At 62.5% G+C, this 12,510-nt stretch carries 12 protein-coding genes and 1 tRNA gene; 3 read left to right on the top strand and 10 right to left on the bottom strand.

Annotated features, from left to right (window positions below; translation table 11 throughout):
• Positions 1–248: 248 nt before the first annotated feature.
• Both CO660_RS06550 and CO660_RS06545 read left to right on the top strand, forming a co-directional pair.
• Positions 249–632 carry a VOC family protein gene (locus tag CO660_RS06550; protein WP_097598056.1) on the top strand — a complete coding sequence of 128 codons (384 nt, stop codon included), beginning with the start codon at positions 249–251 and terminating at the stop codon, positions 630–632.
• 93 nt (positions 633–725) lie between these two features.
• Complete coding sequence (locus CO660_RS06545) at positions 726–2,057, top strand: hemolysin family protein (RefSeq protein WP_097598055.1); 1,332 nt, start codon at positions 726–728, stop codon at positions 2,055–2,057.
• On the opposite strand, the gene chrA is transcribed toward CO660_RS06545, so the two are convergent.
• Both chrA and CO660_RS06535 read right to left on the bottom strand, forming a co-directional pair.
• Positions 2,058–3,479: a chromate efflux transporter gene (chrA, locus tag CO660_RS06540; protein WP_097598054.1), complete on the bottom strand. Its 1,422-nt coding sequence runs from the start codon at positions 3,477–3,479 to the stop codon at positions 2,058–2,060.
• Between the two features lies 1 nt (position 3,480).
• Entirely contained in the window at positions 3,481–4,296 is an 816-nt protein-coding gene (locus tag CO660_RS06535) for a sulfurtransferase/chromate resistance protein (RefSeq protein WP_097598053.1), read from the bottom strand.
• A gap of 335 nt (positions 4,297–4,631) precedes the next feature.
• Between CO660_RS06535 and CO660_RS06530 the strand changes: the two genes are divergently transcribed.
• Positions 4,632–4,946 carry a hypothetical protein gene (locus tag CO660_RS06530; RefSeq protein WP_085778663.1) on the top strand — a complete coding sequence of 105 codons (315 nt, stop codon included), beginning with the start codon at positions 4,632–4,634 and terminating at the stop codon, positions 4,944–4,946.
• Between the two features lie 330 nt (positions 4,947–5,276).
• Here the strand turns inward: CO660_RS06530 and CO660_RS06525 are convergent, their stop codons facing one another.
• The 8 genes from CO660_RS06525 to CO660_RS06490 all read right to left on the bottom strand — a co-directional run bounded on the left by CO660_RS06525 (position 5,277) and on the right by CO660_RS06490 (position 12,507).
• Positions 5,277–5,579 (bottom strand): hypothetical protein, encoded by a 303-nt coding sequence (locus CO660_RS06525; RefSeq protein ID WP_085778664.1) that lies wholly within the window; start codon positions 5,577–5,579, stop codon positions 5,277–5,279.
• An 86-nt stretch (positions 5,580–5,665) separates the two neighbouring features.
• The gene (locus CO660_RS06520; RefSeq protein WP_085778665.1) at positions 5,666–5,962 is read right to left on the bottom strand and encodes a hypothetical protein; all 297 of its coding nucleotides are present in this window, start codon (positions 5,960–5,962) and stop codon (positions 5,666–5,668) included.
• 127 nt (positions 5,963–6,089) lie between these two features.
• Positions 6,090–6,165, bottom strand: a tRNA-Lys gene (locus tag CO660_RS06515).
• Positions 6,166–6,384: 219 nt separating this feature from the next.
• Positions 6,385–7,296, bottom strand: coding sequence for a PhzF family phenazine biosynthesis protein (locus CO660_RS06510; protein ID WP_097598052.1), 912 nt, complete (start codon positions 7,294–7,296; stop codon positions 6,385–6,387).
• A 227-nt stretch (positions 7,297–7,523) separates the two neighbouring features.
• Positions 7,524–8,294, bottom strand: a complete 771-nt coding sequence (locus tag CO660_RS06505; RefSeq protein ID WP_097598051.1) for an NUDIX hydrolase — start codon at positions 8,292–8,294, stop codon at positions 7,524–7,526.
• Complete coding sequence (locus CO660_RS06500; RefSeq protein WP_097598050.1) at positions 8,291–9,400, bottom strand: endonuclease/exonuclease/phosphatase family protein; 1,110 nt, start codon at positions 9,398–9,400, stop codon at positions 8,291–8,293. Before CO660_RS06500 ends, CO660_RS06505 begins: the two co-directional genes overlap by 4 nt.
• Before the next feature lie 405 nt (positions 9,401–9,805).
• Positions 9,806–10,825: an ABC transporter ATP-binding protein gene (locus tag CO660_RS06495; protein ID WP_097598049.1), complete on the bottom strand. Its 1,020-nt coding sequence runs from the start codon at positions 10,823–10,825 to the stop codon at positions 9,806–9,808.
• Positions 10,813–12,507, bottom strand: a complete 1,695-nt coding sequence (locus tag CO660_RS06490) for an iron ABC transporter permease (RefSeq protein WP_097598048.1) — start codon at positions 12,505–12,507, stop codon at positions 10,813–10,815. Before CO660_RS06490 ends, CO660_RS06495 begins: the two co-directional genes overlap by 13 nt.
• Positions 12,508–12,510: the final 3 nt, after the last annotated feature.

Genomic DNA, 12,510 nt, shown 5'->3' with positions numbered 1-12,510 from the left:
TTTGGTAATGGAATCCGGCGCCTGCAGGGTTGTCCTCATATTTTAGTTCAATCTTATACATTCCAGCGGACAGCCCTTTTCCCGACACGACGCAATCCACGCATAGCCCCGAAGATCGAGATTCGATTTTCTGCGGAATTAGGCGCAGATTCAAATGACGGAGCGTTGCTCCGCGCCTTCGCTCGAGCGCGGGCGCCGTTGGACCCGCCGCATGGGATCGCTCGACTTAAGAGATGATGGAGGAAATCATGCCTGGCATCAGCATGCGTTATATCGTTGACGACGTCGACGCCGCGTTGGAATTCTACACTCGGCATCTCGGCTTCTCGGTCGCGCTTCACCCGGCCCCAGGCTTCGCCATTCTGACGAGGGACGGTTTTCGTCTGCTCGTCAGTGGCACGACCGGACCGGGCGGCGCCTCCCAGGCAATGCCCGACGGACGAAAACCGGAGCCCGGCGGATGGAACCGCATCCAGATCGAAGTCGCCGACCTCCAAGCCGAAGTCACCAAGCTGCGCCAGGCGGGCGCGCATTTTCGCAACGACATAGTCCAGGGCATCGGCGGCAAGCAGATCCTGCTGGAAGACCCGGCCGGAAACCCTGTCGAGCTCTTCGAAGCGCCGAAGCGATAAGCGCCGCGGCATCGCAAGAATGGCGGCCGCGCCTTGCCAGCTCTGTGCGAGCGTGTAGTTTCGGACTCGCATCAATTCAGGGGTAAGCAAAATATGTCCGAATCCGCGGGCGGGCTCTTCGACTTTGTCGGGATACTAGCCGTGTTCTTTCTCGTCGCTGCCAATGGCTTCTTCGTCGCCGCCGAATTCGCACTGGTTTCGATGAGGCGCAGCCGTGTTGCCGAGCTCGTCGCGGCCGGTCGCATGAATGCCTCCGCTCTCCAGCGCGCCATCGACAATCTCGACGCCAATCTCGCCGCCACCCAGCTCGGCATCACCATCTCGTCGCTGGCTCTGGGCTGGGTCGGCGAGCCGGCACTCGCCCACCTGATCGAACCGCTGCTCTCCTGGCTGCCTGAGCCATGGGTAACGACCGGCGCCCATACCGTCGCCATCGTCATCGCTTTCGTCATCATCACGGCGCTGCATATCGTGCTCGGCGAGCTCGCGCCCAAAAGTCTGGCGCTGCAGCGCAGCGAGGCCACCTCGCTTGCGGTCGTGCGGCCCCTCGGCCTCTTCCTGCTATTGTTCAAGCCGGCGATCTTCACCTTGAACGGCATGGGCAACCTTGTGCTGCGAGCCGTCGGCCTTCGCGCCGGAACCGGAGAATCCTCGTTCCACTCACCGCAGGAGTTGAAGCTGTTGGTCGCCGAGAGCCAGGAGGCGGGTCTTCTGAACCAGGTGCAGCAGCAACTCGTCGAGCGGGTATTCAACATCGGCGACCGGCCGATCTCCGACATCATGACACCGCGTCTCGACATCGAATGGTTCGATGCCGACGACAGCGAGGCGGAGATTCTGAAGACGATCCGAGAGTGCAGCCATGAGCAGTTGCTGGTCGCCCGCGGCTCGATCGACGAACCGATCGGCATGGTATTGAAGAAGGATCTTCTCGATCAGGTCCTCGACGGCGGCAAGGTCAGGCCGCTGGAGGTGATCAAGCAGCCACTGGTGCTGCATGAGGGTACCAAGGTCGTACGCGTCATCGACAGCTTCAAGGCATCGCCCGTACGCCTCGCCATCGTCGTCGACGAATACGGCAGTCTCGAGGGTATCGTCACCCAGACCGACCTGCTCGAGGCCATCGCCGGCGATCTGCCGGGCGCCGACGAGGAGCCCGACATCGTCGTGCGGGAAGACGGTTCGCTGCTGATCGACGCAATGATGCCGGCCTTCGATGCCTTCGAACGGCTCGGCCTCAAGGATCGCCCCGACGCCGATTTCCATACGCTGGCGGGCTTCGCGCTGCATCAGCTTCAACATATCCCGGAAGCCGGCGAAACCTTCCTCTTCGAAGACTGGCGCTTCGAGGTACTCGACATGGACGGCATGCGCATCGACAAGATGCTCGCGACCCGCATTCCCGTCGAGGGAGCAGAGGCCTGATCAATTCATCGCCAGTGTCCATAGCATGCCGGCGATCGCACAGCCGAAGAGCGTCGTGATAACCGAGGTCTTGAAGCGGAAGAGCGCGATGGCGGCGGCGGCGGAAAGCGCGATTGCCGCCGGTACGGCAGATTGCAGCTCTGGAATATCGAGCCGCAGGTTGCCGAAACTGACCTGCGCGACTTCGGCAAACAGCGTATGCAGCCCGAACCAGATGGCGAGGTTGAGAATGACTCCGACCACCGCTGCCGTGATCGCCGACATTGCCCCGGCAAGCGCCACATTGCCGCGCAGCTTTTCGATGAAGGGCGCGCCGAGGAATATCCAGAGGAAACAGGGCACGAAGGTCACCCATGTCGTCAGTATCGCGGCAAGGGTGGCGGCAAGCATCGGATCGAGCGAGCCGGGATTGCGAAAGGCGGCCATGAAGCCGACGAACTGGAGCACCATGATCAGCGGCCCCGGCGTGGTCTCGGCCATTCCGAGACCGTCCAGCATCTCGCCGGGTTTCAGCCAGCCGAAATGCTGCACGGCCTGCTGCGCGACATAGGCGAGCGCGGCATAGGCGCCGCCGAAGGTGACGACCGCCATCTTGCTGAAGAACAGGCCGATCTGGCTGAAGACGTCACCTTGTCCGAAGAACGCGTAAAGGGCGGCGACCGGCACCAGCCAGAGGGCGAGCAGTATGGCCGATATGCGCAGCGACCAGGCGAGGTTGGCGCGCGCATGCGCGGGAATACCCTCGCCCAGCGCCGATTCGGCATCCGACAGCACCGCGTCGCTTGCGGCCTTGTGGCCGCCGCCCGGACTAAAGGCAGCAAGCCCGAACTGGCCGCCGAGGAAACCCCCGATGCCGGCGGCCAGCACGATCAGCGGGAACGGCACGTGGAAGAAGAAGATGGCGACGAAGGCCACGGCCGCGATGGCAAGCATGACGCGGTTCCTCAGCGCGCGGCTGCCGATGCGGATGACTGCCTGCACGACGACGGCAAGGACGGCCGCCTTCAGGCCGAAGAACAGGCCGGCGACGATGCCGATGCTGCCGTAAGCCGCGTAGATATAGCTGAGGCCAAGGATCGACAGGAAGCCCGGCAGCACGAAGAGCGCGCCGGCGACGAGCCCCCCCAATGTGCGGTGCATCAGCCAGCCGATATAGACGGCGAGCTGCTGGGCCTCCGGCCCAGGAAGCAGCATGCAATAATTCAGGGCATGCAGGAAGCGGTGCTCGCCGATCCATCGCTTTTCGTCGACGATGATCCGGTGCATGACGGCGATCTGGCCGGCCGGGCCGCCGAAGCTCAAGGCGGCGACGCGCAGCCACACCCGGAAGGCCTCCCCGAACGAAACGCCGTGGTGATGCCCCTCGCCCGCATCCTTCTTGCCCGCCTGTCCGGCGGGCGCGTTCTCCGTCATATCGACCATCTCATGCCCTCTTTTTCGGCGCGGGCCAGTTGTGGGTCTCGTCGGTCGCATCACGGCACCAGCGGAAGAAGGCATCGTAGAGAAGCATTCCGGCCTCGAGTTGCTCCAGATCGTCGGAATACATTCTGGAGAGGCCGAGCGAGGCGGCAAGCAGACCGGACGCCTCGGGTGCCAGATCGAGCCTGGCCGTATCCGCCGCCCTGACGATCCGTGCCAGGCGCAAGAGCGGTTCGGACGCCAACCCGAATTCCTCGACCATCACGTCGAATGTGCAGAGCTCGCCGCGATGGCTCCAGAACACGTCCTCGATATCGAAGGGCGCAGCTCCGAAGCGCTCGCCGACGGCGACAACCTCAGGGGCCGGCACGAACAGGAAGACAGCGCTCGGATCGACGAAGCGCCGGATCAGCCAAGGACAGGCGATGCGGTCGATTTTCGGCCGCGCCCTGGTCACCCACACGGTGCGCCCCAGCCCGTCGCGGCGCGGCAGCTTCGCCTCGGGTACCGCTGGTCCGGCCGCGGCCCAGGCTTCGAAACCGCCTTCGAGGCTTTCCGCCTCAATCCCCGCATGCCTGAGATAGGCGGCGACGCCATGGCTGAGTTTGGCTCCCCTGTGGCAGACCACGACGACGGCATCGGCATCGATGCCATCAGCCCACGACGCAACCTCGGCGTGGTCGCGCCGGATCGAGCCCGGCACCAGGCGCGGATCGAGCGCGAAATCCTCGTCCGTGCGGACGTCGATGATGCAGGGCGCACCGGGTGTTCCGATGAGGCGGCTGAGCTTGTCGGGAGATATCTCGAGAAATGACGGCATCACGCGTCCCTCCGTTGATCGGTTGTACCGGACGCGATTCTTCAGCATGTCGCCTCGTGGGGTGATCGCAACCCCAGAACCAAAGCATTGGCAAAGACACCCCGTCCTGTCAAGGACGACGCTTCCGCTGCGGTTAGGTCCGTCTATACGGCGGCTGTGCCGTACATATGACAGCCAGCGATCTCCTCAGGTGTCATCCCCCGCAATTGCCTTTCGCTGCCGCTCGAGAAGCCGCTCCAACCCCAAAAACCCCGGCAATACAAACGCTTCGCCCCCAGAATGGAACAAAAGTCCCGCTCGTCCATTTCTCACACACCGAAAGAGGAGAAAGTACCATGACGTACGACCCCAATAATGCCAACGATCCGAACCGCCCGCTGAACCCGAACCTGGACCTGCGCACGACGCCGCCGGCGCGCAGCAGCAATACGTGGGTTGTTTGGGTTGCTGCATTGGCCGTGATCGCTGTTGCTGCATTCGCCTATTCGCAGTGGAGCAGCACATCTCCCGGCACTTCGCCGGATACGACAGCCTCCACGACCCAGTCCGAGCCGGCCCCGGCTAAGCCGATCGCTCCGACCGATAACAGCGCAACGCCTGCTCCGGCACCTGCACCGGCCACCCCGCCGGCCGCTCCTGCCCAGCAGTAATCGCTGCCCGGTCGTAAGGAGTCGCGCTAGATGCCTCCTTGGCGTATCCGGCAGGACACGCCAAGGAGGATCTATGCAATGGTCCCGGGGAACTGGTGACGCGCCGGCACGGCTTCTTATCTACGGCCGGCCCTTGAATAACCGCAAATCGGCACTTATTTAGAGATTATTAAATTTGTCTCTGACGGCTGACCACGGATGTACTGGCAGCCGTCATTGAGACAGATCGAGGAAGGTCGGTGCGAGTTTCGCCCGGCCTTTTTTCTTGGCCTGTCGGGGAAGACCGGGCGATTTCACGCTCGCCGCGTGAAGCGCCCCTGCAGCCCGATGTTAGTTGGGAATCCTGTTGTAGAAGGATTGCGGATCGTACACGCACTCGTAGTCGAGAACGCACATCTTCCCGTCTCTATCCCTCACCGTTGCAGTGTCGTACTTGTCACCCAGATTGCATCGGGCCGGCGGATAACGGAAGCTGCGACCGCCGATGCCCATGCGCACGAAAACGGCTTTGTCCTTACGGATGATTTGCGCAAGCTCCTTGCAGCTGTGATCCCTGGCATTGACCTCTACCGCCTCGGCGGCAAGGGCTGCGGACGGAAACAACAGGGCGAAGGCCAAAAAGAGGCTTTTCATGGGAACTCCTGGAGGCGAGAGCGTGATGAACGACAAAAAACGTGAGCGGTTTTGGATGATATCCCACGCAACTGAGAACGAATTCTTCAGGGGAAATTATAGGGCGACGCCGGGTCAAACACGCAGGCATAATCCAGAACGCAAGTCCTCCCTTCGGCATCGCCAACGCTTGTCGTGCTGCGCTTGTCGCCCATGTCGCACTGCGCCGGCGGGTAGCGGAAGCTGCGGCCGCCGAGGCCGACACGGACAAAGACCTTCTTGTTCTGCCGGATGATCTGCGCAAGCTCGCTGCAGCTGTGGTCCCCCGCTTTGACCTCCACTGCGCTCGCTGCAAAGGCCGGCAGCGGCAAGGATAAAGCCACGATGAATATGACGGTTCTCATGACCCCTCCCGTTAATAGGGGAGAGATAGGGTGCGCAGGTCGACACGGCCAGTCATGCCGAAACATGCGGTCGGCCTAGAAACAAGACCATGCGCTGACGCTATTCAATCAATCTTATCAAGAGATTTGGTGGGTGATGTAGGGCTCGAACCTACGACCCGCTGATTAAGAGTCAGCTGCTCTACCAACTGAGCTAATCACCCGTTCGCGCTTGGCTGCGCGGTGTGACGGGGCGTATAAACAGGATCGGCAGGCTTGTCCAGCGCATCAGCGAAAATTCTTTGGTTAATCTCAAAGATTTTTCCGCAGCGCCGAAATGCGGCACACACTCCTAGAACTCGGAATCGATCTTCGAGAAGGATGATGCGCCAATTCAAGGTGATAGAGCGTCCCGGCTGACGGAGCGCGGCGCTCTCGCAAACTCAAAGCTCAAGTGTGCCGCTCGCCAGCCGCACCGCCTGGCCGCCGATCCGCGCGTTGGAAATCGTCCCGCCTTCGACATCGATATGCAGGTGGATGAAGGACGGACGACCCATCTCGACGCCCTGCTCAATCATGATCGGGTGGTGCCCGTCCGTTAGCCGGTCAAAATGGCGGATTGCTCCGGAGAGCGCCGCCGCCGCCGCGCCGGTGGCCGGATCCTCGACGATGCCCATGCCGCTGGCGAACATGCGCGCATGGAACTTCGCAACGTGGTTGACGCCGCCGCGGCAATAGACATAGGCCGAGGCAAGCGCGCCATCGGCGAAGGGCACGATCTTCTCCCAAAGCTGCGGATCGAATTCCACCCGCTGAGCCGTGCCGACATCGTGCACCGGAATGAGCAGAAACGGAACGCCGGCGCTCCAGACCGAGGGGACGTGATTTTCAAAGCCGATTTCGGTGACCTTCAGCGACAGCGCATCGGCGATGCCGAGCTTGTCGAGCGGCATGACGGCCTGCTGCGATTTGCGCGGCAGGTCAAATTCGGCAAAGCTCGCCTCACCCTGCCTCAGCCGCACGGCGCAACGCACCGGCCCGACGTTTTCCTCGAGCACCATGACGAGATCGAGCGCCGCTGCGCCATGAGCCCGCTCGGCCAGCGCCACCGCAGTGCCGACCGTGGGATGGCCGGCAAAGGGCAGCTCCCGGCCCGGCGTGAAGATTCTGAGCTTCGCCGCGTAGGCGGGATTGGTCGAAGGCTGCACGAAAACCGTTTCGGAGAGATTAATCTCCCGGGTGATCGCCTGCATCGCCTCGTCGCTGAGATTGTCGCCGTCGAAAACCACTGCGAGTGGGTTGCCCGCAAGCTTTCGATCGGTGAACACGTCATAGACGCTGTAGCTTCGCGCCACATCGGCCTCCTTGAATCGATCGTCGGGCCGTCAACCTGCCCGACCGTGCGACCGAGTGCAAGGCGCTAACTCGGGTAAGAACAACCCGTCGCCGGCCGGAGACGTCTGCACTCGGCAATTTGCGCGGGATCGTTAATGAAAATCGATTTTTCTCGGAAGCGCTTGACGAGTGTGGTACCCCCCGAAAGGGGTCTCGAAGGACGAGGTCGGCCTCTGATTGCCGCGCCCTATGCGCCCCTCTTCCCGAAATACCAGTCAATCACCGGCAGCATCGCGATGTTATACGGATAAGCGTTCCGATCAGCCGAACGGATCGCCACCGCACCCGCGATCTCCTTGTCTTCGGCGACCAGCATGTGGGCCTCGATCCGCTCGACCATCTCGTCGGCCGTCAGGTCGAAACGGAAGAGCCTCAGCAACGTCACCGTACGCCTGGCGTGGCTGGCAAAGAGCCCCTGCCCCGCCACCGAATCGGAAAGATTGAGGCCGGTTTCCTCGAGCACCTCGCGGCGCATGTTGGCCTCGATGTCGCAGCGCCCGTCGAAGATATCCTCGGGTTCCAGCGAGCCGGCGGCGAAATAGACCTGGCCGGGATTGGCGGTGTGCGCACCCATGCGGATCGCAACCAGCGCGCCGTCGGAGCTTTCGAGCACGGGATAGGCGAAGATGTGCAGCCCGCCTTGGCGCTGCGGCTGGCGGCGCCAGTACATGAAGGCGGAAAAAGGCGTGACGTAGCCCTCACCCGAAATTCCCTCCTCGCCGAGCGACAGCCGCTGCTGGAAGATCAGGCGCCCGTCGAAGAGCGCCGGGTTGGCGGCGATCTCCCTCAGCCAATTCTCGCGGATCGCCGTTTCCTCGGCGGCGACGAAAGGATGAGTGCCGGGCAGGACGCGGAGATCGACGGCTGCGATGGGGAAGACCGTAGCTTCCGGCGGCCAGCCGGCGAAATCATCAGGAAAATCAGTGTTTGCAAAATTTATCTTCAAATTCGTTTTCATGGGAGATCCAGTGTCATGACGACGGGGCAATGGTCGGAGGCCTTCGGCCGGTCCCAGCCGGTACGAGGATAACGCTCCACCTCCTGCCCCGGCGGGAAGATGGTGCGGTAGGGTTGGCCGCTGCGGATGATCTCAGGCAGGCGTCCTGCATTAAGGGCGGCAAGTGCGGGCGAAAGCCAGATATAATCGAGCTGGCAGAGGTGCTGCTCCTGCGGCCCGCGCGCATGATAAAGCGTCCAGCGGTCGAGGGGCTGACGACGGCGGACGACATTTTCAGCAAAGCTGTCATGGCTGAAGACGTCGAGCGCGCTTTCGGTCTCCACCTGATGCTCGAAACGATAGCCGGCGCCACGCCGCCCAATGACGTCGACGCGCTCCTGATAGTCATTCATGTCGCCGCATATGGCAAAGCTCTTCGAGGCTGTGTGGCCGGCGCCGAAGCGGTCCTCGATGACGCGGCGCACGGCGCGCGCCTCGGCGCGACGGAGCGGCAGTGTCGATTGCCGCCCGTCCAGGCCGTCGCGCGCACTGCCCATCGACTTGAAATGCACGACATAGAGCAAGAAAGGCCTGCCGCCGATCAGGAGGTCGAGTTCCAGGCAGTCGCGCTTGAATATCTTGTCGTCGATACGATTGGTAAGCGCCAGTTCCTCGTCGAAGAGATCGAAGTCGCGATAGGTCGTCATCGCATGGCTTCTGATATCTCTAAGCTCGATCTTCTGGCCATCGCGCGTTTCCTCGCGCATCAGCACGGCGACATCGATGCCGCGGCTGTCATTGCCCTCGACCAGGAATTTCTGCCGATACCCATTTCCGACCATGCGGAAGAGATAACCGTATTCGAACGCCTGAAGGGCGGCCATATTGTCGATTTCCTGCAGGCAGAGAATATCGGCGTCGGCATCCGCGATCGCCAGCGCCGTCATCTGCCTCGTATCATCGGTGGCGGCGATCACGCGCGCTTGCTCGAGCTGCTGGTAGACGCCCTCGCTGTTCACCTCGAAAAGCTTGATGACGCGATCCTGGCGCAGCTGGTTGCGAAAACCCGTGAAATCGAAACGGGTCAGCAGGTTTTCGACGTTGAAGGTGGCGAGGCGGAGCGACATGAGAAAGGTCCGGTTGCGCGCAGTACCTTATCCGGCAATCGCCGCAGGAAAAGATGGCAGAGCCAAGAAAATTGCGGATAAGCTTGGCTTCCAGGACCGAAACAAGCCGCGTCGGCATCCGGTTCCGCACGGCTGCGGGTCTGGTAGGCTACAAGCCCCGACAGCCCGCAAATATCCGAACTAAAATAATGCATGCCCGGCGAACAGATCGCCTCAACGCGTTTTTCCACGGCGCTTAAATACCGCTGGTGGGCTTGAGGTGGCGTTATCGTGAGGTTGGCTGTGTCCGCCGTCAGGACTGCTGGACGAGCTGCTGTTGCTCGACCCTTCGCGATTCGGAACGAGGCACCGGCGACTTTCAACATTATCGTCAAGCTTCAACGACCGTGAGGTCACTCGCCTCCGTCAAAGCCGCCACCCGGAGCGGATGACGACGCGTATCGTCTCGCCGGCCCCGACAACGGCGCGGCTGAAGGCGCGCAACGTCTGGCCGTTTCCGAGCGTCAGTTTGACGGCGTAACGCTCGCCTTCGAAAAGTGACGAGTCGACGGTCGCGGGAGCCCCCTCTCCTCCGATGATCACATCCTCCGGCCGCACCAGAATATCGGCGCCATCGGTATTGGCCGCCTGCAGCGCATCCTTCAGCTCGTCCCATTCCAGATGGCGTTCGCCGCCCATGACAGACAAGGTCAGGATAGCGCCGCGCCCGATCAGCCCGCCGACGATTCGTCCTTCCGGGCGGGCATAGATCTCGGCTGGCGGCGCGACCTGCAGCAGGCGCCCTTCGGACATGACGGCGACGTCGGTCGCCAGCGCCATCGCCTCGCTCTGGTCATGGGTAACGTAGATCATCGTCGCGCCCGAGCGCTGATGGAATTCGCGAAAAGTCTCTTCCATCTCCTGCTTGAGGTGCCGGTCGAGATTGGCGAGCGGCTCGTCGAGTAGCACGACGTTGGGCGACGTCACCAGGCAGCGGGCGAGCGCCACACGCTGGCGCTGGCCGCCGGAGAGATCGGCCGGCCGGCGCCCGGCATGATCGGCAAGCCGCACGGTGGAAAGCGCCTCGCCGACCTTCGCCCGGTATGCCTCGCCCGAGACGCCGCGCACCTTCAGGGGATAGCCGACATTGTCGGCGACGCTCATATGCGGCCAGAGCGCATAGGACTGGAAGACCATCGCCATGTTGCGCTTCTCGGGCGGCAGCGACTGGGCGGCATCTGCCAGCAGCCGCTCACCGAGATGAATCGAGCCGTCGGAGGGGGTCTCGAAACCAGCGATCATCCGCAGCACCGTCGTCTTGCCGCAGCCGGAAGGCCCGAGCAGCGCCAGGAAGCCGCCATCGCGCACATCGAGCGAAAAGCCGCTGACGGCCGCCCGCCCGGTGCCGAAATCCTTGGCCACCTGGTTGAGGATCAGTTGCGCCACGGGACCACCCCTTTCGGCAGGCGTTTGGACAGGAGTTCCAAGAGCAGCATCAGGACGGCGACCATCAGCACGACGAGTACTGAAAGTGCCGAGGCAAGGTCGGAACTGCCGCTGTCCTCGAGATTGTAGATCGCGACGCCGAGCGTCTGGGTGCCGGCCGACCAGAGCAGCGCCGAGATCGTCAGCTCGTTGCAGGCGATGAGAAAGACGAGGATGACGGAAGCGCCGGCGGCCGGCGCGATCAGCGGCACTATGATATCGGAAAGCCTGCGGAAGAAGCCGGCGCCGGAAAGCCGTGCGGCCTCCTCCAGCGCCGGATCGAGCTGATGGAAGGCGCTGACGACAGGCTTTAGGCTGACGGCGAAGAAGGAGGAAAAATAGGCAATAAGGATGATCCAGATCGTGCCGTACAGCGAGATGTGCAGGACGGGGATCGGTGCCGCGAAGACGAGAATGAAGGAGACCGCCATGACGATGCCTGGCAGCGAATAGGGTATCTCGATCAGGCTGGAAACGATCCGCGACGCCATGTCTCTGCGTCGCGTCAGTGCATAGGCCGCAAGCACCGTCACGACAAGGAGACCAAAGGCCGTGGCGCCGGCAAGCGACAGGGAATTGATAAAGGCCGTGCGTGTCACCGCCTGCCGGAATAGGATCTCCTGAAAGGCATGCAGCGACATGGTCTTGAAGGTGAGTGGTACGCCATAAGCCGGCACCAGCGCACCGGCAACAAGCGCGAAGAAGGGGGCGGCCAGCATGAAGAACAGGATCGCCCAGAGGAGCGGCGTGAAGGCGAAGCGCCAGGGGCCGAACTCGAAGACGGCACTTGCCCCCGACAGGCCGATGACGCGATAGTCGCGGCCTCTGAGCGCCCGGTCCTGGATCATCAAGCCTGCGACCGAGATCATGGCGATGATGCCGGAGAGCACGGCGACATCGCCGAAGGTACGGCTGGTGAAGGCAGAGAATTTGGTGAAGATGAGCGTCGGCAGCGTGTAGATCGAGGCCGGGATGCCGAGAATGGCGGGAATGCCGAAATTGCCGGTGCAGGAGACGAAGGAGATCGCCGCTCCCGCGATGATGCCGGGCAGCGACAGCGGCAGGATGATGTCGCGGAATACCCTGAGGCTCGAGGCGCCGGAAAGCCGCGGGGCCTCGACACCGTCGCGCGGCAGCTTCATCAGCCCGGCGCGCAGCGCCAGATAGACCAGCGGCGCATGCTGCACGCCGTAGAGCAGCGCAATGCCGCCCACCGAATAGAGCGGCTGCGGCGAACCCAGCGGCGGCGCAAGCGAGAGCGCCTTCAACAGCGGGCTCGACGGCCCCGACATCTGCACCCAGGCAAGTGCCGTCACCTGCGGCGGGATCATCATCGGCAGCACGAAGAAGAAGCTGAGCAACCCCTTGCCGCTGATATCGGTCAGCGTCAGCACGAAGGCGAAGAGGCAGCCGATGGCAAGGGAAATAATCGTGCCCAGAACCGCAGTGACGATGGTGTAATAGGTGGCCTGCCAGAGCGACGGTTCGCTCAGCACATCGATGACGCCGCCGCTGGCGAAGGCCGCGATCCCGACCATGGCAATGCGGGCGAGCGGCAGCACGCTGAAGATCAGGACTGATATGACGATAAAAGGAAACAGCCAGCCAGGCTGGCTGTTTCCCGGTCTCACATATCCTTGCATGGC

This window comes from Rhizobium sp. L9 (assembly GCF_002531885.1).
Taxonomy (GTDB): Bacteria; Pseudomonadota; Alphaproteobacteria; order Rhizobiales; family Rhizobiaceae; genus Rhizobium.
This window is presented reverse-complemented; position numbering and strand designations above follow the sequence as displayed.

What these genes read in the sequence shown, in the direction of transcription:
- CO660_RS06550 (WP_097598056.1), top strand. Translation starts at nt 249, where the DNA reads ATGCCTGGCATCAGCATGCGTTATATCGTTGACGACGTCGACGCCGCG.
- CO660_RS06545 (WP_097598055.1), top strand. Translation starts at nt 726, where the DNA reads ATGTCCGAATCCGCGGGCGGGCTCTTCGACTTTGTCGGGATACTAGCC.
- CO660_RS06525 (WP_085778664.1), bottom strand. Translation starts at nt 5,579, where the DNA reads ATGAAAAGCCTCTTTTTGGCCTTCGCCCTGTTGTTTCCGTCCGCAGCC.
- CO660_RS06505 (WP_097598051.1), bottom strand. Translation starts at nt 8,294, where the DNA reads ATGAAAACGAATTTGAAGATAAATTTTGCAAACACTGATTTTCCTGAT.
- CO660_RS06535 (WP_097598053.1), bottom strand. Translation starts at nt 4,296, where the DNA reads ATGCCGTCATTTCTCGAGATATCTCCCGACAAGCTCAGCCGCCTCATC.
- CO660_RS06490 (WP_097598048.1), bottom strand. Translation starts at nt 12,507, where the DNA reads ATGCAAGGATATGTGAGACCGGGAAACAGCCAGCCTGGCTGGCTGTTT.
- CO660_RS06530 (WP_085778663.1), top strand. Translation starts at nt 4,632, where the DNA reads ATGACGTACGACCCCAATAATGCCAACGATCCGAACCGCCCGCTGAAC.
- chrA (WP_097598054.1), bottom strand. Translation starts at nt 3,479, where the DNA reads ATGGTCGATATGACGGAGAACGCGCCCGCCGGACAGGCGGGCAAGAAG.
- CO660_RS06500 (WP_097598050.1), bottom strand. Translation starts at nt 9,400, where the DNA reads ATGTCGCTCCGCCTCGCCACCTTCAACGTCGAAAACCTGCTGACCCGT.
- CO660_RS06520 (WP_085778665.1), bottom strand. Translation starts at nt 5,962, where the DNA reads ATGAGAACCGTCATATTCATCGTGGCTTTATCCTTGCCGCTGCCGGCC.